Source organism: Paenibacillus sp. FSL R7-0652, assembly GCF_038595045.1.
Taxonomy (GTDB): Bacteria; Bacillota; Bacilli; order Paenibacillales; family Paenibacillaceae; genus Paenibacillus.
In genome coordinates this window covers 3,678,781-3,698,468 of the sequence record NZ_CP152001.1, presented here as the reverse complement: position 1 = coordinate 3,698,468, position 19,688 = coordinate 3,678,781, and the positions used below count along the sequence as shown (strand labels likewise).

The window sequence follows — 19,688 nt, the reverse complement described above, 5'->3', positions numbered from 1 at the left end:
GGACATATGGATAAAACAACTGCCGCAAGACCTCGGATCATTCAGGTTGTAGGATATAAAAATACAGGCAAAACAACGATGACAGCTGCTTTGATCACCGGACTTTCCGCTAAAGGTTTTAAAGTTGCTGCCATTAAACATGATGGACACGATCATTTTGAGATGGATCAAGAAGGCACGGACTCTTATCAGTTCGGCCGAGCAGGGGCAGCTGCTGTTGCGGTTATGTCTCATAAAAGGACAGCGATCATTAAGCAGCAAAGCACAGGACTTGAAGATATGCTCAGCCAGTTCACGGATTATGACTGGATTGTGATTGAAGGTTTCAAGGATGCGCCTTATCCCAAATTAGTGATGGTAAGAGAAGCGGGCGATCTCCCTCTGGCTGGCCAGCTTCAGCATGTTGCGGGCATCGTGTTTTGGCTGCCAGAGTTACTGGAACAAACCAAAGAAAAACTTGGCGAAGACAGAGGCATTCGTGGTGAGCAGGAAAATAATATCCGGGAGACGGCGGCGGTGGCTAAATTCCTGTCCAGTGAGCATGAAGCCATCATAGAGGCTGTGCTGGAACTGGATTAAAAACTGCAGACTCATTAGCAGACAGAAGTAAATCAAGATCGCAGCAGACGCTTGCTGTTGAGTGAGAAGCAGTCAATCTAATAATCTTAACGTAATTAATATTATGTAAACCAAAAATTTCAACACATGAAGTGCCAAAGAAATAGCAGGTAATCTGGATGATATAAAGCTGTATATACACGTATCAGCAGGCCATTGAACCATTCTTGAACAGCCTGCTGTGGTATATCGATATATCTGAGAATATATAATCTTTGCTATTTGAGGGCTTTTACGTCTTGCTGTATATTTATGCGTTGTCTTCTACGCGGCGTTCAATGGCCTCGGACATCGTTTTGTCGGTCAGATGCGCGTAAATTTCAGTCGTTTCAGTAGAAGCATGACCCAGCTGCTCTTTCGTTTTGTAGATATCATTTTGCAAATAATAGTCGGTGGCGAACGAATGGCGTAATTTGTGTACGGTCAGATACGGCTTGCCAAAACATTTGGCATATTTCATAATCATGGCCTGAATGGCACGTTTGGTCATTCGACTGCCTTCGGATTCACCGTTACGAAGTGCGATAAAGAGAGCTTTTTCCCGTTTGGGGGTGCGATAACGCGATTGACGCAGGTCCATATAAACTGCCAATTCGTCTTTGGCTTGTTCTCTGAAATATACGGGTGTTTTGAACGACTCATCGTTGTTACCTTTACGGTAAACATAGAGCATCTTGTTACCCAGATCGAGGTCATCTACGTTCAGGTTAACAACCTCCGATACCCGCAGACCTGAGTTGAGAATCAGGCTGGCAATACAAGCATCCCGTTCTTTGTTCAGTTCATGGGAATAAAGAGCCTGCTTGTTCTTTTGCATATCGATGGCGTAACCTTCGAGAATGTAACCGATAAATTCGAGCAGTTCATTTTCCTCCAAAATTTTTCCTTTGAGCTTCGCGGCGGTATCCTTCGGTTTATGAGTTCGCTTAATTTCGATTTTGGCCATAATATTACGTTTAAGTAATGGATAGAAGTTATCATCTTCAGCGATTTGGCTTAAATAATGAAATAACGACCGTAGAGAGGAAAGCTTGCGCGAAACTGTAATTCTTGAATTGGTCCCTTCGCGTCTTGTGGTCAGGAACAGCCGATAGGCCGTAACTGAATCCATACGGAGCACTTCCAGCTCGATTAATTGTACCTCTTTATTCGACTCAGCCTGAGACAAGCCTTCTGCTCGCAGCCAGCTGAAAAATGTATCATAATCTCTCAAATACTCAAGCAGTGTGGACGGAGAGAGGTCAGGCAGTTTATAGTCAATGAATTGCTGAACAAACCATGGCATAGAAGGCAGCTTTTCATCCAGTTTGCGTCGGTCAATCTCTTTTTGCACGTTGGTCAAGTTCGGCACCTCCATGTAAGCATTATTTTATAAAATCATCTTTAGTGTACCATAATTTACATGCAATCATCTTGTTTCATTCTGCCGAAAGAGACTGAATGGACCTTCAGTAAAAAAATCGGTATGGATTCGGAAATGTCATGCTGTTGCTCTTCATCTTATAAAGCTTTACAGTGGTTATACAATGTTATACATACAGACCAGAGGAGGCGGACGCTGTGAATATGCAGATTGAACTCGTTCCTCGCGAACGCAGTCAGGTGATTCGGCATCTTATGCAGTTTTATCTCTACGATTTCACAAAATATCTGAATATTGATGTAGATCAGGATGGTATTTTCCCGGAATATCCGGGTCTGGATGCATTCTGGACAGAAAAAGGCCGCAAATTTCCTTTTTTAATTACGAGTGATGGAGCACCTGCAGGTTTTGCGCTTGTAGAAAAGTTAGACCCGGCGAGTAAAGATAATGACTACTATTTAACCGAGTTTTTTGTCATGCAAAAATACAGGCGCAGCGGGGTGGGAACCCAGGCAGCGTACGAGCTGTTCAGACGTTTTCCTGGGCGCTGGAAAGTAACGCAGGTTCGCAACAATGTAATTGCGCAGGCATTCTGGCGTAAAATTATTGGGGATTATACGGGAGGGCGTTTTCGGGAAAAATTCCACCCGGAACTGGGCAATCCCAGCCAGTATTTTGTAACCTGATGCCTCACAAAAGAAAATTAACGCAATAGATGAAAAGGAAGGTGTAACATGACTGGACCAGCATTTCATCTCGATGGGCAGACCGCACTGGTTACAGGCGCTGGCAGAGGGATTGGCAAAGCTCTTGCCATCGGGCTTGCGGAGTCGGGCAGTAATGTCGTGCTTGTATCCCGCACGATGAAGGAGATCGAAGAGACCGCAGCGTATATTCATAACCAGACAGGACGTAAGGCTTTGGCGCTCTGCGCTGATGTAACTTCAACAGAGCAGCTCGAAGAGGTTTTTCAAAAGGCAATTTCTGAAATGGGACGAATTCATATTCTCGTAAACAATGCGGGCATGAACATCCGGACTCCTGCGCTGGAAGTGACGGATGAACAATGGGAAACGATAATGCAGACGAATCTTAAATCTGCCTTTTTCGCTTCACAACTGGCAGGGCGGCATATGAAGGAGTATGGAGATGGTAAGATCATTAACATATCTTCGGTAGGTGGGCATACAGCGCTGCGAACGGGTGTTGTATACGGCTCAACCAAAGCGGCTTTAATTCACATGACCAAGGTGCTTGCACTGGAGTGGGGGAAATATGGTATTCGAGTGAACTCGGTTGGACCGTGGTATTTCCGGACGCCGCTGACCGAGAAGCTGCTTGATGATCCGCAGTATTTGCAGGAGATTGTCAGCCGTACACCGCTTGGACGTGTAGGTGAGCTGCCGGAAGTCGTTGGACCTGTGGTTTTTCTCGCTTCGGAGGCGGCTGGTTATATTACAGGACAGACTTTGCTGGTGGATGGCGGCATGTCCATTTACGGTTTCTAGTGACGGGCAGACGTATCTTTTGAAAAATGGAAAGAAATTGTGTTGTTGTATACTCTAACGGGTAATAATATACGATTTTGTGCACATGTAAAGTCTTATACATGCTGGCGATCACCCGCATAATGATCGTGTCGTTCATTTTATCTACTACCTACTAAACCTGATATGGAGGAAAATCATGATGGAACTTCGTAATTACGGAAACACCGGAATGAAAGTCAGTACACTGGGTTTTGGCGGCTCGGAGATTAGAGATGCATCCATAAAAGACGTGGAAGTACTGCTTAACCGTGCATTGGATGCTGGTCTCAATATGATTGATACGGCTGAATGTTATGGGGACAGTGAGGAAAAGATCGGTAAGGTGTTGTCCCATCGCCGGGATGACTACGTTCTTTTTACCAAATGTGGACATGCAGTCGGTGTAGACGGACCTGATTGGGATGCGAAAGTGCTTGAACAAACGATAGATCGCAGTCTTAAACGTTTAAAAACGGATTATGTGGATGTCGTACATCTGCACAGCTGTTCGGAAGAAGTGCTTCGGCAGGGCGACGTAATCGAGGTGCTGCAGCGGGCGAAAGAGGCAGGCAAAACACGTTTTATCGGGTACAGCGGGGATTCGACAGATGCGTTATATGCCATTCGGACAGATGCATTTGACAGTTTGGAGACATCCGTTAATATTGCGGATCAGGAAGCGATTGAACTAACGCTGCCTGAGGCGCGTAAAAGAAATATGGGCATTATCGCGAAAAGACCGATTGCTAACGTGGCATGGATGTATGATACGCTGACGGAAGAGGATTATGCCTACCATTATTGGAAACGGTTAAATGAGCTTAAATATGAATTTCTGAGTGAAGATGCTCAGCGAGTGGTGGAAATCGCACTGCGGTTTACTCTGAGTACCGAGGGTGTGCATACTGCTATTGTGGGAACTGCCAAGCCGGACCGCTGGCAGCAGAATGCCGATCTGGTTGCGAAAGGACCGCTTGCACAAGAGCAGTATGATGCTATTCGTGCACGCTGGCAGGAAATCGCGCGGGCAGACTGGACCGGCCGCATTTGATTTGAATGAATATAAGCGTAACAACCTAACAACGAAGACTTTAAATAAGACGATCAAGTGTTTAAACCAATCCATGATATAAAATGCTGCTGAAAACTGCCTTGTTGGCAGTTTTTTTTTGTAACTTTATTGTTTAACACTGTTTAATGTTTTAATATTTCAATATATGAAAAATTCACAATAGAAAATAACAAATAGAAACACCTCGTTTTAATGACGGATTTGAGTCCTTCTTCAGCAAGCGAATTATATCTGATCCTAATTGCCTGCTGTTTCAAGATGTCGTTTGCGGCTTACAGCTTACGCGTGGTGACGGTGACGGTCACGGTGTCCAACATGTTCGGATGAGCTTTTGAAAAAGAAAAGCCTCCGAAGAGGCAGGTTTGTCTTTAAGCACAAGTAAGTCACAAATAAGTACAGATAAAATCTGTTCGTACAGTTATGAAGTACATGGTTTAGCAGTGCCCTCTTATCTGCTCCAAGATCACCGCTAAGCACCGGAATGGGTATTCGTGTCTTCATCTACGCATTAGATCTATATAACTTACTGCTGTCTACCGCTGTCGGTTGACTGGACAAGTTTAGGTCGTCCTGTTTTAGATGAATCTTTAAGATTGCCATATGTGAGTTTACGCCATATCCATTCCATAGGACCTATTCTGAAACGACTCAGCCACAGCGAGGCGATGATCATGAGCGCAGCATACACAGCAAAACTCAGCATAAGTGTGCCGACAGGTTTTATAGAGTCTGCCAGGCCGGCTCCATAGCGAAGCAGCAGCACAATTCCGATGATAGAATGCAGCAGATAACAGGTCAGCGACATACGTCCGACTTTGGTAAATATCATTAAAGCACCTCGAAGCGCAGGGATATACAAAAACAACATGGCAAGACTGCTCATATAGAACATGCTGCCGGTCAAATTACCCTGCTGTCCCAAGATCATAAACAGCTCCATCCAAAATGTATTGTCAGCAGGAATCAGAGTATACAGCAGTGCACTGATCTGGGTTAACGTAAAGGCCGCCATACTGATGAACCAGATCCGTTTCCAAGTCGACGACTTGGCTTCCATGTTGTTGAAAAAGTCCATTTTAACAAAATACATACCGATTAAAAACATCAGGAACATGGAATATACCGTAGAAAACGAAGTCGCCGCCATCATCCGCATGTCTGCCCATCTTGCTGCAATGGACTCGAAATAAGTTAAGCTCGTGTGACTGGACAAGGTGAAATCGATATAAGGTGGTGCACCCGGCGAAGATGAGTTTAGAGCATTAAAGATCATCATCCAAACCGGCGCGAGAAACTGGATCAAAATGAGTGCGATAATCCAGCGCAGCAGCGTTTGCGGTGTGCGCGAATAAAAGGCAAAGAGTAAAAAGCCGGCTAAAGCGTAAAAAGTCAAGATATCTCCAACCCAGATAAAAGTGATGTGCAGCACACCAAAGCCAAATAGAATCAATAATCTGCGTGCAAACAGTTTCCGGGGTTGATCAACTCGCTGCTCGGCCCGGTTCATAAAAATCATAAATCCTACACCAAATAAAAAAGAAAATAACGTGATAAACTTTCCCTCCGCAAACGCAGATACCAGGTTATGTACCAGGTCGTCTGAAGATCTATCAAATCCTTTTACAGTATCCACGATTAGAAAATAATTCACAATAATGATGCCCAGCATGGCGAATCCACGTACAATGTCCAGGAAATGGACTCGTTCCTGCAGACGCATGGGTTGTGCCGTGTTTTGCTTTTCTCCATTCATAAATACTTCTCCTTCCGTTAATAGGTGAGGTGCCTCTCCATCAAGCGCGATCATGATGCATAGATTTCGTCTTCACTTTGGATAACTATAGTGATCGATTCTTAACAGTTTCTGAATGTTCGTTTCTTTTTTTGGAGTTGTGACAGCTTTGTGAAGTGAGCTTGCTTTCATAAATGGTTAAGAATTGTGTTTTATCTTATTACGTAAGTGTTTCCCATGGACGATATATAGTGAGGACACGTAAATACATCAGGAATCATGAGGTGAGAAGGGTATGACCCATCGAATATTAGTGGTAGAGGATGACCAGGATATTGGCGATCTGCTGCAGGAATCCCTTACAAGGGCAGGTTATGAGGTGTTGAGGGCCAAAGACGGGCAGCGTGCGCTGGAGCTTGTGGATGATGAACTGGACTTGGTCCTTCTGGATATCATGATGCCGGGGATGTCGGGGGTTGAAACATGTGAACAGATTCGTACGTATTCCAACGTTCCGATCCTGTTCTTAACTGCTAAATCGAGTACCTTGGATAAAACGGAAGGACTTCTGGCAGGCGGGGATGATTACATGACAAAACCATTTTCCGAAGAAGAGCTTCATGCCAGAGTTATTGCTCAATTGCGAAGATACAAGATATATAAGGAGAAAAAAGAGAGTGGGGATACCTTTCTTGTTGGAGGCAGGTTAAAAGTAAATGAGCATTTTAATGATGTCTGGAAAGAAGGACAGCAGCTCAAACTGTCAGATCTGGAGTATCGCATCCTGAAACTATTAATGAATAAACGAAGCAAAATATTTTCTGCTCAAAATATTTATGAAAGCGTCTGGGAACAGCCGTATTTCTATTGTTCGAACAATACGGTCATGGTGCATATTCGCAAATTACGTGCCAAAATTGAAGATGATCCGGCACATCCGGTCTATATCCTTACGGAATGGGGGAGAGGTTACCGTTTTGGCACACCGTAAATTTACGCTCAGTAAGAAACTGGCTTTGCTGATTTTGATCGCTGCTGCCGTTAGTGGTCTGCTGTTTGTAACGATGCAGAAAATCAGCAATGATTTAATAGACAGATATATGAACTCGGAAGCTTACTATGAGAGTGAAACAGCCAAATCCATTGCAAAATTCAGGCAGTACGCAGCGGCGAATCATCTATCGTCAACGGATCGGAAGGCATTTGGGGAATGGGTGAAAAAAGAAAATTACATTATGCTCACCATTTTCAAAGACAAAGTACTCCAGTATGATTCAAATTACTCGGCTGAAGATGAGGCGGCCTACGGTGTAGAGCCTGAAACACGATATGCTCAGAAACACTCCTATCCCGTTATGTTCAGTGACGGAGAGGGGAGAGTAACCGTTGACGGTTTTTTCTCATCCCGATATTACGATATCGTTTTTACCCTGGAGCTGCTGAGCGCCACAATTTTTTTTCTATCTATTGTCCTGCTGGGCATTCGTCGAAATCTCGCTTATTTGAGAACGATTCATGAGGAAATTCACATCCTTGAAGGCGGGGAGCTGGAGTATGAGATGACGATTCGAGGTCACGATGAACTAGCGATGATCGCTGAGAGCATCGAGGAACTTCGTAAAGCTTTTCTGGACAAGTTGGATGCGATCGATACATTACAGGTGGAAAGCCGCAGTCTTGTGACTGAAATGTCTCATGATATGCGGACTCCGCTGACTTCATTGATTATGTATCTAGAGTTCGCCAAGAAAGAAGAGGGAGAACACAGTCATTACATTTCCAATGCATACAGCAAAGCGATTCAGCTCAAAAAGCTGTCCGATAATTTGTTTGATTACTTCCTGCTGCATAAAGAACAAGAGACGGATCTTGAGAGCATTGCTGTACAAGACGCCATTTATGATCTGATATCGGATCAGATTGCGGTCCTGCGACAGGAGCATTTTGAAGTTCGCATTGTTGGGGAACTGCCGCAGGTATATATTATGGTGAATCTGGAGGAGTTGGGGCGAGTGTTCGATAACATTTTGTCCAATGTGTTGAAGTATGCGGAAAGGAAGCATGAAATCTGCATCACTTTTGAATCCGATCCGGAAATGTTTGATATCCGAATGACCAATAGGATTAAAGTTCCTGAGAATTCTCAGGAAAGTACAGGACTTGGTGAGAGAATTATTCACCGGATAATGAATCGCATGCAGGGTGAGTTTACAAGAAAGCAGGAGGGTACGTACTATAATGCGATCATGAAGTTCAGAAAATCAAAGGTCTGATCATGCAGCTGATTTGAAATGTAATTTTAATTTAGATAGAAAACACCAGGGGTTTAAATTACATCTGTGGAGGAACCATTATGAACCCGGTAGAGAAGCCAACGAAAGGCACCTTATTTGCAGCCAAACCAACGTTTACTTCACTTATGCTCACGTATCAATCGATGGTCTGGAGATTAGCTTCACGGTATTTTCGAGATCCGCAGGATCGGGATGATATCGTGCAGGAGACATTCTTGAGAGTGTACACACATATTGAACAGATGAACACCCAGAAGAACGTTGTGAACTGGATATATACAATTGGTAAAAATGTATGTCTCGATGATCTTCGTAAGAAGAAGAGACAGCATTCGGCCCCGCCTCCGCTTTATAGGCAGGATAACGGTTCCTCTCAGGATGCCATATACGAGGTAATATCCCGTGAACCTGGACCAGAGGAAAGATTAATTCAAAGTGAGACAGCCGCGGAGCACAAACGCCGCATCAATGATGCATTTCATCAAATACCTTGTAAATGGAAACCATATGTATATCAGCGGTACTGCTTGGAGATGACAGTGAAAGATATCAGTGCATTGAACAGCGTACCCGAAAATACGACTAAAACCTATCTTTTCCGGGGAAGAAAACATATGAAACAGCAGTTAATGGACATCACATATTGAAATAGGAGTCAGCACAGATGAAAACCAAAACATTATATAATAAATTCCGCAAAACACCTCACATCTTACAGGCGCTGCTGAATATTTGCTTGTTCTTTTTAGCTCTCGCTCTCAGTGCACTATTGATTAGTGAGACATGGTATATCGTTCAAATCGTGTTTAAATCCTTTTTCACTCGCGAAGATAGTTACTATGAGATGTTGTCCGAATTGCTTGTTTTCTTCTTATACTTTGAATTTATTGCGTTAATTGTGAAGTACTTCAAATCTAATTTTCATTTTCCGCTCCGTTACTTTATTTATATTGGGATCACGGCCGTTATTCGTTTAATTATTACCGATCATGATAAGGCGATGTCTACTTTCTGGTGGTCCATGGCGATCCTGGTTATGGTTTGTGCTCTTTTTATAGCGAATCGGCGCAAAGATCATCAAGATCATTAAAGTTAACAGAACGCAGGAGCTAACGAATATGAAAAAGGTAATTATTGATGGTCAAGCGATCAGAAATTTAGAGGAGCTGCGCGCTGTGCTTCAGAATGAGTTTTCACTGCATCCAGCGGATTTTGAAACTATGGATACGCTTTGGGAAGCTTTAGTATGGCATGTACCTGTGCCGGTTACGCTGGAATGGATCCATTTTAATAACAGCAGAGCTGTGCTTGGACTTTATGCAGATCAACTGATGAATTTACTATATGAAATCGACGAGCAGCTGGAAGAATTGTTTAGATTCAGTGTAAAATTATAAAAATTCAACATATGAAAAATTCACAATAGAAAACCTATTCCACTCCATTGCTGCATTAATGTTCAAGTGTCAGTTTATCTCTCCTCCCAACTTGAATATTGTATAAATGGAAATCCACATACCAAAAGGTAAGTCAACAGAAAAAGCTGCTTCTTTCTTTAAGAAAGGGCAGCTTTTTCGCTTTGTATATGCACTTGGTCCAGTTAGAAGAGAGGGTGCTTGTCTTAGAAAATGTACTGCCAAAGTGCAGTCATGAACTTGTACAAAAAGTAGAATGAGAATCCGATCAGAAGCACTCCTGCCAGGCTGGAAACGAGCTGTACCATCTTTGAGCTCATCATTTTGCGTGTAATGGAAACGATGGTGAGCAGCCCCAGATCATGCAGGAGAATACCACATAATATCCCTACTGCCGCGATGATGAAGCTCAGCTTGCCTGCGGATTGATACGAGTCCGACAATACAACGCCAAAGACAGAAACCCAGAACATTAGATTGCCAGGGGAGATGGCAACCAATAAACCATTTCGATACGTTCGCCAAAAGGAAGACGGAGCATGGGCTGCTTTCCCGTCCGTAGTGGCGAGGTTCAAATCTGAATTACGAATGGAGTCATAACCCAAATAAGCCAAAAAACCTGCACCAGCCAGCCATAATGGAATCTGCACCAAGGGGATCGACAGAATTGAAGCGAACCCAAAATACATTGCGAGAATCAAGACCGTATCCAATGTCATGCCTCCCAGACCCACTGCCCAGCCATGAAGAAATCCGTTTCGCAGCCCCTGTTTGGTCATCTCTACCGTAATTGCTCCAACGGGCATGGCAATAGCAAGACCTATGAGGATGAACTTAATATATATTTCCATAATCATTCCCTTTCTGTAAAATGGGTCAAGAAAAAACAACAGCTTGTCCACTTCACAAGTTTTTTGTAAAACAGTCTATGTATCTCTCTTCATCTCTTCACATGGATTGCAGAACGGCAGCTCTCCTCAGATCATTGGCTGGTATACAGCTTATTCGGAGGAGAGCTTGTTTAGAATGCTGATTCTATTCTTTTACTTTTTCCCGCTGCAGTGAGTGTAAAAAAGGGCACTTGGTGGGCGCAGTATCGTCGTCCCGTAAGAAATATTGTTTGTACTCCAGATTGCCTTCCGATCCGTATTGTTTTAATTCAGGATGGGCGGGAACCGTATCATAGGCGGCAAGCCGAGCGCGTATTCTAGGAGCAACAGCTGACGCCCGCTGGGGCTGCTCATTCCACAAGTCAAGTACCCAGCGTGGGGTCATCGCCAGCATAAAGTACGGAAAGTGCCTGCTTTGCCGCGAGATATGTGCTGGCGTACCGCAGTAGACGAAATAACGTTCATCATTGTAACAAAATTCCCACAAAGGATTCTCCGGGTCTTCCGGAATATCTTCCGGCCATGCTTCGGGGTCCAGACTTCGCAGCTCACTTAGAAGGTTCCAGAATGATTGTTCATAAGTAAGTACATCCTTCATCTCTTGATCCTGTTCGAAAAAGATGACCAGCGATGAATAATTTCCGAAAGTACGGGAAACCGCTCCATACTCACTTACCACTTTCGATAACTGCTCCGCAGGAGAAGCATTTCCAGACTGAAAAATAAATCCGTAGCGAAGATGACCAAGTGCATACGCCTGAGTTGCTGGGATACAGGGAAATCGTGCCTCACGGTCACTCATTTTGGCGGAAAACAAGCGGTAAGCATCCCTTTGCCATAGTTCAACCGGAAGCTCCTCATTTTCCATATCAACCGAAGAAAACAACAGCGACATCTACAATCCTCCTTTTACTTTACTTATAGGATATAGCCTGCAGGCAAAATGGTGACTGTCCATGTCATGCGAGTGAATATTGTTAGATAACCCAAACCGAAAGATTGCTAAATCAGGAGCACATATCATTAGGGAAATCGTAGAAAACTAGGTTTGCAAGCAAATTTAGACTGATGGCCTACTATGTTTTTCTATCGTGAAGACCTGATTAATCTGATTGTACCGGACAAACCCGATCCGGCTGCAGCGAAGGTGTTACAGGAAACGCTGGGTGGTCAGTTCGGTGAAATGCGTACGATGATGCAGTTCTTTTTTTAGAGCAGCAATTTCAGGGGCAAAGCCATGCAGTATAGAGATCTGATTCGCCACCTCAGGGCCATCCGCTTCCTTATCTGCCTGAGCTTCCGAATGAGCACAGTCCTGGTACACATGATCTTAATGCCTAGCGAGCAGAGGGATGGCTTGACTTACGAGTGTCTCTAGCAAATGTATCCATGAGAGAAAGAGATCCTTCGGGATCTTTTTTAGACTTTTGCAGTGAAAATAAAAAGGAGCCCATCACAGGCTCCTTGTGTGTTGATATCTAATTCATCCATTCGGATACATCTAGATACGATTATGGTTTGAGAAATGGCCGAAGGATTGTCCTTGACCTTGAATTGAAGGGTTAGGCGTATTGTAAGGTTGATCCATGTAGGATACGTGCTGTGAAGAAGTATTTGCCAGCTGCTGAGCAAGGTTAGAGATCTGCTGCAGCTGCTGAATCGCTGTCTGGTGCCCTTGCAGCGCCGTTTGGATAATTTGAGCAGCTTGCTGCTCGCGTTGAGCCAGCTGTTCGAGCTGCTGGGCGTTGCTCTGTTCTTGTCTGAGCAATTGCTGATACTGCATGGAAGCTTGCTGTGTTTGTTGTGTCAGCTGTTGAGCCAGCTGAGTAATCTGCTGTGTTTGGGAAAATGGATTCATAATTGTTCCTCCTAAGTGTGTGAATTTACCTGTGTATTATGCTGAGAGGTTTAACGAAATATTCAGGGAGATGTTTTCGGTTGTTTAGGGAAGGCTATCTGTTGCGACGAATATAGATGGGAGAGGATTGACGAAATGGGTCAGGCTTCAGGAAAGTCATCGGATGAAAAAAAACTGAAATGGTGGCAGCTTAGTCTGCTGGGCGTTGCGGGCACCATTGGTACAGGCTATTTTCTCGGCTCCAGTCTAGCTATTAAGATTGGCGGACCCGCGGTAATTATAGCTTATGCACTTGCAGCGTTGGGTACATATGTTGTATTTGATGCATTGGCACGAATGACTTCAGATCACCCCGAGCAGGGGTCGTTTCGCTCTTATGCGAAGAAGGCCTTTGGCGCTTGGGCGGGTTTTGCCAGTGGATGGGTCTATTGGTTTGCCGAGCTTCTCATCATGGGCAGTCAACTGGCCGCACTATCCATTTTTTCACGCTTTTGGTTTCCTGCGGTGCCGCTGTGGATCTTTGCCGCGGGTTATGGCATTGTCGGTTTATGTATTGTTTTCTTTGGAAACAAAGGATTTGATCGGGTGGAAAACGTACTAGCGGTAATTAAAATAGCTGCTATATTCATGTTCCTTGTTCTCGCAATCGCACTGCTTGCAGGCTGGATTGGAGGCACAAAGTATGCACACAAAGTGCCGCTGGATATGGCCTCCATTTTCCCAAAAGGCGGTCTGGGGTTATGGGCTGCGTTCCTCTTTGCGTTCTATGCGTATGGAGGCATTGAGGTGCTCGGCATTATGTCGTACCGTTTGGAAAAACCAGAGGATGCACCTAAAGCGGGCAAGTTTATGCTTATTTCGCTGTCTGCCGTGTATGTCGTATCCATTGGACTTGCTCTAACGATGGTGCCGCTGTCTGCTTTTAATCCAAAAGAAAGTCCGTTTGTGCTCGCGCTGAGCAGCGATCATCTTGCTTTTGTGCCGCACTTGTTTAACGGTGTTCTCATTGTGGCCGGGTTCTCGACGATGACTGCATCGTTATATGCGGTAACTTCCATGATGATTACGCTGGCGCAGGAGGGGGATGCTCCAAAAATGTTTTCAAAGAAATGGAAGGAGAAATATCCGCTCTTCGCGCTTTCTCTTATCGGATGCGGTCTGATTGGAACGATTCTGATGTCACTGCTGCTGCCAGGGAAAGTCTATGAATATGTAACAACAGCTGCGGGTTTGATGCTGATGTATAACTGGCTGTTCATCCTGCTTTCGTCAGGAAGATTACTGAAATCAAGTACACTGGATGTGGTCAAACGATGGACCGGCCTAGTATTGATCAGCGCCGCTGTAACCGGTACTCTTTTTCACGGCTTAAGCCGGCCCGGTTTCTTTATCAGTCTGCTGCTTGTTTTCCTGATTGCTGTAAGTGATATCATCGTGCAGCGTGTGCGCAGGAAAAAACCATCCGCTGGAGGTAAAGGACAGCAAAAGAAGGCATCCTCGGAAGAGAGCAGCTTTTCGAAGCGAACCGGCTTTCACATTACAGGTATTCGCAAGCAGAAAAGCAAAATCAAGTGAAAAATAGAAACTGGAATGCTTTAAAACCGAAATAACATCCAAACGCAACCAGGGATAAGCCGGAAATAATCGCAAACCCTTTAAGTAATGATGGTGTAAGGTACTTCCGAAAAAAGCTGACGGCTGCTGCCATAAACAAATCCCACAACAGTACACCGAAAATAATGGCTGCACTGTAAAGAAGCAATTGATCCATTGTAGAGGTATGAACCGTTCTAGCCAGAACCGAGCCATAGATTCCCAGCCAAAACATGATGGAGAGAGGATTAAACAGCGACATCAGGAACCCCTGCAGGAAAGATCTGGACAGTTCCGAAGAGCCGCTGCGTATTGGCTCGGAGACCAGTGATCCTGATTTGACTATTCCTTCGACCCCTGTATACAGCAATACAAAACTGCCGAACATCCATAAAAACACCTGCACATATGGAAGCTCCAGCAGATGAATGACCCCGAGATAAACGATCAATGTAGATGATAGCTGCTGCTGCGGCACCTAGTCCAATAAACCAGGCGGGCATGAAGCCTCCCCTTACACCTTTGTCCAATTGTGCGGCGTTAACGGGACCGATGGGGGCAGAAAGCGTTAATCCCAGAACAACATAGCCAATTAAAAAAGAAATAAACATGATCCTCCTTTCGTATAAACTATGTTAGTATGTTCAGCTTGCTGATTTTGTAGGACAAGAGCCAAGAAGCTGCTGAATCCGAGCTGGTGATATCGACGTCGACGGAAACGAGCATATTCCCATTGAAGTCGCTGATTTAGCGGCTTTTTATTTTATTGCCCTAAATTCTTGTCCCGAGCCAAGGACAAGAACTTGTACTGAACAGGACACAAGACCGCAGCCAATTAAAGATTAGATATATGTCTAATGATATTTATGGTTAATTGGAGAAGGTGCTTGATGAGCTGGAAAAGGCATCAACTGTTATATCATTCGATCAAACTCTTTTTATAATTAATTATGAGAAGATATTGTACAATTTCCTAAAGGAGGTATGACAGATGCTGATTCATATTAATTTAGAAATTAGAGATGAGGAAGTTCCTTCTTTAAGAGAAGCAATTGGTTGGGAAAGAAGAGATGATGATTATCCAACCTTATTTCAGAGATGCAATTTTTGGGCTGGAGCGAGAGATCCTGAAGGAGTGCTCATTGCTTTTGGGTATATTGCTGGAACAGGCTTGGAACATGGGTATATGGAGGACATAATAGTACATCCAAAATATCAAAGGAGAGGAATTGGCCAACAGCTTGTAAACGAATTATTAAATGAGTCAACCGTACGAGGCTTAAGAATAGTAACTTTGACATACAGCAGGGTACACAAGGCGTTTTATGAAAAATGCGGATTCGCACCTACTCATGCTGGAATTTGGAAAGAGGACCCTATGTAGACTATCGGATAATAAAGACTTTGAAAGTTCTAATTTCAATCGCTATCATCCATATTGTTTTTTTACCTTATATCTGGCCATCAGATCATCAAGGAAATTGTGGCTATATGGGAGAAACAATTCACCTTTTCCTGTTAGGTAGTTGGCCGACTTCGGTTAGTGTACAGATGGTGACGGAGGTGGAGATGTTGTGTTCATCAGCGGGTGGGGGACTCGGATAAAGAGACAAGGTTATGTGGATGAAGAATACTTGGATTACGAGTCTGGAAATGAGCTGCTTACTGAGTAAAAAAGGCAGAGATGAGGATAATCCCTGCCTTTTTAATGTTGTGTGTGTGTTGTGTGCCGTGTTAATACATTGTTAGATATCGCAATTACTAGTCTGACGATATTACGAACTTAAGGAAATCATCTTATTTACTTCCCATCCGGTCGTTTAACTTGCAGCGGAGGGGGAATGAGCCATCCTTTTTCTTTGCTCAATTGAAGGATTCGAACACCCAGTGCAGTCTTGGTAACATGATACTTGGCAAAAAGTGCACCGATATCCTCACGGATGGATTGACCAATGACTTGACTCGCAGCCACTAATCCAAGAGCTGTATCCGCCGCAATTTTGGCACCAATTTCCGGATCGGTGAATCTTGCACCGGGCGGAATATCTTCCAAAGCTACAGCAGGTCTCTCGGGAAGAGTTGGTGCGGGGGAGATGCCGTTTTCGGTAAGCAAAGCGTCACATTCCTTGATCTCCAGTCTGGCCTGATCGAGCATGTCATCCAGAATTTTCTTCAAATCTTTGTCTCCTGCATGATTCATATAAGCCTGATAACAAGAGACAGCGCCTTTAGCCGCCATGGAGCACTGCCAGACACTGAAAATTTCTCCATAATGCATTGGCTCATTTTTGGGATTACCGCTTAATATTCCCATTGATGATCCCTCCCCAGAAAGTAATTTTTTTCACTAGTTTAGGGTTCTCATGATCCACACATTTTATCCGGTTTGAAGTTAATATGAGTTAAGAATACATCATAATAATTATGTAAACTAATAACTGCTCGCTAGCTATTTGTATTTACAAATATGGAGCTGTCTAGATGCTGAAGTTTGCGTATAGGCGAAAAAGCCAGCAGTTTAGGCTGCTGACTTTTTCGATTAATGTAAGTTTTAAGCTTACGTAGAGGACGGAAACATAGGGTTGCCCTTCATTCCAATCCACAGTTCGGATGATTCGAGCTGCCCGGCCAGATGTAACAACCAATCTTCATGCCCTTTGGTCGCCATAACTTGCACACCCATTGGCAGACCTTCTGCAGTCAGATGCAGTGGAAGACTGATTGCAGGCTGACCTGTCAGATTCGCAAGCTGTGTAAAAGGGGTATAGGTCAGGCTGGGCTTGAACATATCATAGATCAGCTCTTGCTGCGCTGTTTTGCCCAGATCACTGACACACATCAATTGTTGGATTCGTTCTGCATGAGGTGTCAGTTCTCCTACCCGTGGTGCAGGATAAGCATTGACGGGTGAGATGTAAAAATCAAACCGTGCAAACAACGAGGACATCTGCGCAGCTGCTACGTCCCATTCTGCCAAGCTGTGCACAAATTCGGCAGCGGACACTTTTTTGCCGGCTTCAGCGAGTACCCATGATTCAATCTCCATATCATCCGCAGTGAGGGACCGTCCTAGGCCATGCTCCATAGAAGAGATCATCGCGGCCATCTCACCGCTGTTCATCATGTAATAATTCTCCATGAGCCGTACACCATTGACTGGACTTCGTTTTTCTTCCACATGGTGGCCCTGAGCGTCAAGGAAGTGAACAAGCTTCATTACGGCTTCTTTGGCGTCTTCGCTGACTGGTGTGCCAACCGGGGAGTCCGTAGTATAAGCAATCCGATATTTACGCTGATGCGGATAATTCATGTCCGCCAGATAACTTCCAGGAAATAACGGAGCTTGGAAGGCAGCCTCTGGTTGTATAACTTGCAGTGTATCGAGCAGTGCAGCACTGTCTCTCACCGAGCGGGATAAGGCAAAATCAATCGAGGCTCCCTGCCACTGCCGCCCTACACCTGGACCAACGGGAGTACGTCCCCGTGTCGGTTTCAGTCCGAACAATCCGCTGAATGAAGCGGGGATTCGAATGGAGCCTCCGCCATCGCTTGCGCCGGCAAGAGGTACGATGCCTGATGCTACAGCGGCAGCGGCACCGCCGCTTGAGCCGCCTGGGGAATGATTCACATTCCATGGATTGCGCGAAGGCCCATGCAGCCATGGCTCTGTTATATTTTTTAACCCGAACTCCGGCGTGTTTGTATGTCCTATCACAATAAAACCTGCTTCCTGCAGGCGGTTAACAAAATTGGAGCTTCGTTTCGCACGATGCTCATGGAATAGTCGAGAACCTGAAGTGAGTAACTCACCCTCCAGCGACTGAGAAATATCTTTAAGCAGCAGGGGAACACCCGCAAAAGGCTGTTCTCCGGGACGAACAGTGCCGGCTTGCTGCCGAGCACGGGTTTCATATGTACGAATAACCGCATTAAGCTGCGGATTCACTTCTTCCAGACGTGCAAAAGCCGCTTCGAGCAGTTCAACCGGGGATACTTCCCGGGAACGGATCAGCTCGGCCAAGCCAATCGCATCATAGGCTGTATAGGAGAATGAAGACATTAGTAATCGTTCCTCTCTAAAAATAGTTCCTGAATATTGTCCTCTGTAAATGTATGTTTCAAGTGCCATAAATCATCGTACCATCCTAAGAAGCAAAAGACAAAACAAGCCGGGAAGATCGTAAAAAAGCACTGCTCACCTCATAAGGTGAAACAGTGCTTTAGCTGCTTAAGCCGGGTGGTACGTCATGATTACTCCGTTCGAAGTTTTGGTGCGGCTTCTGCCATCGGTGCAGTACGTTCCTGCTGCTTCGAAATTGCAAACAGCGCAATCCAGATCAGGATAAAACCGAGGAGCTGCTCCCAAGTTACCAGTGTACGGAAAGCAATCCAGTTCACCAGCACGCCGGCCATCGGGAAGCTGAGCTCTGCAAGTGTGGCAACGGAAGCTTTCGTAGACGATAATCCTTTGTAGTACAGAAGCAGACTGAGCAAACCTGGCAATAGTGCCTGACCGAGAATGTTGAGTATAACGGCAGCTTGTGCCCCAGTACCTGCTGGAAGTGTCCACGGAGCGCCCTCGTTCCAGGTCATGAAAATCAGAAGTGGAAGTGCCACAACAAATCGGAGGGAGGTAACCGTTTCATACCTTGCCTGCCCCAGCATTAGTCGACCCATTACCGTAGATCCGCCCCATAAGGCTGCGGCACCAAGAGACAGCAGACTGCCTGCATGAATCCAGTTATTCCAACTGCCCAGCGGTAGTGAAAAGCCGAACGTAAGCAGGTATGTTCCTGCCAGCGCAATGATAAACAGTCCTCCGAAATGGCGCGGCAGTGTTTCTTTTAATAAAAGCTTTGCGAGAACAATCGCGAAGAGCGGCTGCATTTTTTGCAATAACAATACGGTGTTAGGATCATTATGGGTGAGCGCCAAAGTAAATAATACGGTCGCAAGTGCCGAACCACCCCATGAGATAAAGACGACAGCGATCCAGTGACGAGCACGCAGTTTTTTCAGATCATCTCGAAACTTCCAGAGTACCGGAATCGCGACAAGACTGACGATGATATGTTCGATCAGTACAATCTGTGTAGAAGTCATCGTTTTCAGCAAAATAATGCGAAATAACGGGTCTACCCCCCAAAGGGCTGCCCCTAGTACAACAAGCCAAAATCCGGTATTACTTCGTTCCTTGCGATACCTAGTTGGTGCTGATGATGTCTTTTCCATATTCAGGACTCCTTCGTCAGAACACGGAATCTTCAGTTGGCAAAATCGACAAAATCCCCCGTTCTGGCGTACGCCAAATAAACGGGGGACCA

19 protein-coding genes and 2 pseudogenes are annotated in these 19,688 nt (G+C 44.9%); 12 read left to right on the top strand and 9 right to left on the bottom strand.

From position 1 onward, the window contains the following. Positions 1 to 6 precede the first annotated feature (6 nt). Complete coding sequence (gene mobB, locus MKY97_RS16355) at positions 7 to 579, top strand: molybdopterin-guanine dinucleotide biosynthesis protein B (RefSeq protein WP_342551404.1); 573 nt, start codon at positions 7 to 9, stop codon at positions 577 to 579. A 289-nt stretch (positions 580 to 868) separates the two neighbouring features. On the opposite strand, the gene xerS is transcribed toward mobB, so the two are convergent. Then, on the bottom strand, positions 869 to 1,960 hold the full coding sequence (gene xerS, locus MKY97_RS16350; RefSeq protein WP_342551403.1) for a tyrosine recombinase XerS: 1,092 nt from the start codon (positions 1,958 to 1,960) through the stop codon (positions 869 to 871). A gap of 224 nt (positions 1,961 to 2,184) precedes the next feature. Here xerS and MKY97_RS16345 point away from each other — a divergent pair, with 224 nt between their 5' ends. From MKY97_RS16345 to MKY97_RS16335, 3 genes are all read left to right on the top strand, one after another. Then, on the top strand, positions 2,185 to 2,667 hold the full coding sequence (locus tag MKY97_RS16345) for a GNAT family N-acetyltransferase (RefSeq protein ID WP_342556362.1): 483 nt from the start codon (positions 2,185 to 2,187) through the stop codon (positions 2,665 to 2,667). A 48-nt stretch (positions 2,668 to 2,715) separates the two neighbouring features. Beyond that, complete coding sequence (locus MKY97_RS16340; RefSeq protein ID WP_342551402.1) at positions 2,716 to 3,489, top strand: glucose 1-dehydrogenase; 774 nt, start codon at positions 2,716 to 2,718, stop codon at positions 3,487 to 3,489. Positions 3,490 to 3,670: 181 nt separating this feature from the next. Beyond that, complete coding sequence (locus MKY97_RS16335; RefSeq protein WP_342556361.1) at positions 3,671 to 4,561, top strand: aldo/keto reductase; 891 nt, start codon at positions 3,671 to 3,673, stop codon at positions 4,559 to 4,561. A gap of 544 nt (positions 4,562 to 5,105) precedes the next feature. Here the strand turns inward: MKY97_RS16335 and MKY97_RS16330 are convergent. Beyond that, on the bottom strand, positions 5,106 to 6,335 hold the full coding sequence (locus MKY97_RS16330) for a DUF418 domain-containing protein (RefSeq protein ID WP_342551401.1): 1,230 nt from the start codon (positions 6,333 to 6,335) through the stop codon (positions 5,106 to 5,108). 274 nt (positions 6,336 to 6,609) lie between these two features. Between MKY97_RS16330 and MKY97_RS16325 the strand changes: the two genes are divergently transcribed. The 5 genes from MKY97_RS16325 to MKY97_RS16305 all read left to right on the top strand — a co-directional run bounded on the left by MKY97_RS16325 (position 6,610) and on the right by MKY97_RS16305 (position 10,005). Then, the gene (locus MKY97_RS16325) at positions 6,610 to 7,305 is read left to right on the top strand and encodes a response regulator transcription factor (protein ID WP_342551400.1); all 696 of its coding nucleotides are present in this window, start codon (positions 6,610 to 6,612) and stop codon (positions 7,303 to 7,305) included. Next, on the top strand, positions 7,292 to 8,587 hold the full coding sequence (locus tag MKY97_RS16320; RefSeq protein ID WP_342551399.1) for a HAMP domain-containing sensor histidine kinase: 1,296 nt from the start codon (positions 7,292 to 7,294) through the stop codon (positions 8,585 to 8,587). The genes MKY97_RS16325 and MKY97_RS16320 overlap by 14 nt, the downstream gene beginning before the upstream one ends. Positions 8,588 to 8,667: 80 nt before the next feature. Then, the gene (locus MKY97_RS16315) at positions 8,668 to 9,255 is read left to right on the top strand and encodes a sigma-70 family RNA polymerase sigma factor (protein ID WP_342551398.1); all 588 of its coding nucleotides are present in this window, start codon (positions 8,668 to 8,670) and stop codon (positions 9,253 to 9,255) included. 17 nt (positions 9,256 to 9,272) lie between these two features. Beyond that, positions 9,273 to 9,698, top strand: a complete 426-nt coding sequence (psiE, locus tag MKY97_RS16310; RefSeq protein ID WP_342551397.1) for a phosphate-starvation-inducible protein PsiE — start codon at positions 9,273 to 9,275, stop codon at positions 9,696 to 9,698. Positions 9,699 to 9,726: 28 nt separating this feature from the next. Continuing rightward, positions 9,727 to 10,005, top strand: a complete 279-nt coding sequence (locus MKY97_RS16305; RefSeq protein ID WP_342551396.1) for a barnase inhibitor — start codon at positions 9,727 to 9,729, stop codon at positions 10,003 to 10,005. 224 nt (positions 10,006 to 10,229) lie between these two features. Here MKY97_RS16305 and MKY97_RS16300 read toward each other — a convergent pair whose 3' ends face one another. Together MKY97_RS16300 and MKY97_RS16295 are read right to left on the bottom strand one after the other, a co-directional pair. Continuing rightward, the gene (locus MKY97_RS16300) at positions 10,230 to 10,874 is read right to left on the bottom strand and encodes a LysE family transporter (RefSeq protein WP_342551395.1); all 645 of its coding nucleotides are present in this window, start codon (positions 10,872 to 10,874) and stop codon (positions 10,230 to 10,232) included. 184 nt (positions 10,875 to 11,058) lie between these two features. Beyond that, entirely contained in the window at positions 11,059 to 11,808 is a 750-nt protein-coding gene (locus MKY97_RS16295) for a YqcI/YcgG family protein (RefSeq protein ID WP_342551394.1), read from the bottom strand. Positions 11,809 to 11,991: 183 nt separating this feature from the next. Between MKY97_RS16295 and MKY97_RS16290 the strand changes: the two are divergent. Beyond that, positions 11,992 to 12,123, top strand: a pseudogene (locus MKY97_RS16290) (manganese catalase family protein); the annotation flags it as partial. A gap of 291 nt (positions 12,124 to 12,414) precedes the next feature. On the opposite strand, the gene MKY97_RS16285 reads toward MKY97_RS16290, so the two are convergent. Then, positions 12,415 to 12,771, bottom strand: a complete 357-nt coding sequence (locus tag MKY97_RS16285) for an AMP-dependent synthetase and ligase (protein WP_342551393.1) — start codon at positions 12,769 to 12,771, stop codon at positions 12,415 to 12,417. Between the two features lie 135 nt (positions 12,772 to 12,906). Here MKY97_RS16285 and MKY97_RS16280 point away from each other — a divergent pair, with 135 nt between their 5' ends. Further along, positions 12,907 to 14,346, top strand: coding sequence for an amino acid permease (locus tag MKY97_RS16280; RefSeq protein WP_342551392.1), 1,440 nt, complete (start codon positions 12,907 to 12,909; stop codon positions 14,344 to 14,346). Here MKY97_RS16280 and MKY97_RS16275 read toward each other — a convergent pair. Further along, positions 14,339 to 14,969: pseudogene (locus MKY97_RS16275) on the bottom strand (LysE family transporter). The gene MKY97_RS16280 and the pseudogene MKY97_RS16275 overlap by 8 nt on opposite strands. Positions 14,970 to 15,355: 386 nt before the next feature. Between MKY97_RS16275 and MKY97_RS16270 the strand changes: the two are divergent. Further along, positions 15,356 to 15,748: a GNAT family N-acetyltransferase gene (locus tag MKY97_RS16270; RefSeq protein ID WP_342551391.1), complete on the top strand. Its 393-nt coding sequence runs from the start codon at positions 15,356 to 15,358 to the stop codon at positions 15,746 to 15,748. Positions 15,749 to 16,165: 417 nt separating this feature from the next. On the opposite strand, the gene MKY97_RS16265 is transcribed toward MKY97_RS16270, so the two are convergent. The 3 genes from MKY97_RS16265 to MKY97_RS16255 form a co-directional block, all read right to left on the bottom strand. After that, a complete protein-coding gene (locus MKY97_RS16265; protein ID WP_342551390.1) occupies positions 16,166 to 16,678 on the bottom strand; it encodes a DUF3231 family protein in 513 nt (170 codons plus the stop codon). Positions 16,679 to 16,921: 243 nt separating this feature from the next. Next, positions 16,922 to 18,424 carry an amidase gene (locus MKY97_RS16260; RefSeq protein WP_342551389.1) on the bottom strand — a complete coding sequence of 501 codons (1,503 nt, stop codon included), beginning with the start codon at positions 18,422 to 18,424 and terminating at the stop codon, positions 16,922 to 16,924. 191 nt (positions 18,425 to 18,615) lie between these two features. Next, the gene (locus tag MKY97_RS16255; RefSeq protein ID WP_342551388.1) at positions 18,616 to 19,596 is read right to left on the bottom strand and encodes a DMT family transporter; all 981 of its coding nucleotides are present in this window, start codon (positions 19,594 to 19,596) and stop codon (positions 18,616 to 18,618) included. Positions 19,597 to 19,688 lie beyond the last annotated feature (92 nt).

Coding starts and splice junctions, on each gene's coding strand:
- MKY97_RS16330 (WP_342551401.1), bottom strand. CDS start 6,335: ATGAATGGAGAAAAGCAAAACACGGCACAACCCATGCGTCTGCAGGAA.
- MKY97_RS16305 (WP_342551396.1), top strand. CDS start 9,727: ATGAAAAAGGTAATTATTGATGGTCAAGCGATCAGAAATTTAGAGGAG.
- MKY97_RS16295 (WP_342551394.1), bottom strand. CDS start 11,808: ATGTCGCTGTTGTTTTCTTCGGTTGATATGGAAAATGAGGAGCTTCCG.
- MKY97_RS16325 (WP_342551400.1), top strand. CDS start 6,610: ATGACCCATCGAATATTAGTGGTAGAGGATGACCAGGATATTGGCGAT.
- MKY97_RS16345 (WP_342556362.1), top strand. CDS start 2,185: ATGCAGATTGAACTCGTTCCTCGCGAACGCAGTCAGGTGATTCGGCAT.
- MKY97_RS16260 (WP_342551389.1), bottom strand. CDS start 18,424: ATGTCTTCATTCTCCTATACAGCCTATGATGCGATTGGCTTGGCCGAG.
- MKY97_RS16300 (WP_342551395.1), bottom strand. CDS start 10,874: ATGGAAATATATATTAAGTTCATCCTCATAGGTCTTGCTATTGCCATG.
- MKY97_RS16335 (WP_342556361.1), top strand. CDS start 3,671: ATGGAACTTCGTAATTACGGAAACACCGGAATGAAAGTCAGTACACTG.
- MKY97_RS16315 (WP_342551398.1), top strand. CDS start 8,668: ATGAACCCGGTAGAGAAGCCAACGAAAGGCACCTTATTTGCAGCCAAA.
- psiE (WP_342551397.1), top strand. CDS start 9,273: ATGAAAACCAAAACATTATATAATAAATTCCGCAAAACACCTCACATC.
- mobB (WP_342551404.1), top strand. CDS start 7: ATGGATAAAACAACTGCCGCAAGACCTCGGATCATTCAGGTTGTAGGA.
- MKY97_RS16255 (WP_342551388.1), bottom strand. CDS start 19,596: ATGGAAAAGACATCATCAGCACCAACTAGGTATCGCAAGGAACGAAGT.
- MKY97_RS16340 (WP_342551402.1), top strand. CDS start 2,716: ATGACTGGACCAGCATTTCATCTCGATGGGCAGACCGCACTGGTTACA.
- MKY97_RS16265 (WP_342551390.1), bottom strand. CDS start 16,678: ATGGGAATATTAAGCGGTAATCCCAAAAATGAGCCAATGCATTATGGA.
- MKY97_RS16285 (WP_342551393.1), bottom strand. CDS start 12,771: ATGAATCCATTTTCCCAAACACAGCAGATTACTCAGCTGGCTCAACAG.
- MKY97_RS16280 (WP_342551392.1), top strand. CDS start 12,907: ATGGGTCAGGCTTCAGGAAAGTCATCGGATGAAAAAAAACTGAAATGG.
- MKY97_RS16270 (WP_342551391.1), top strand. CDS start 15,356: ATGCTGATTCATATTAATTTAGAAATTAGAGATGAGGAAGTTCCTTCT.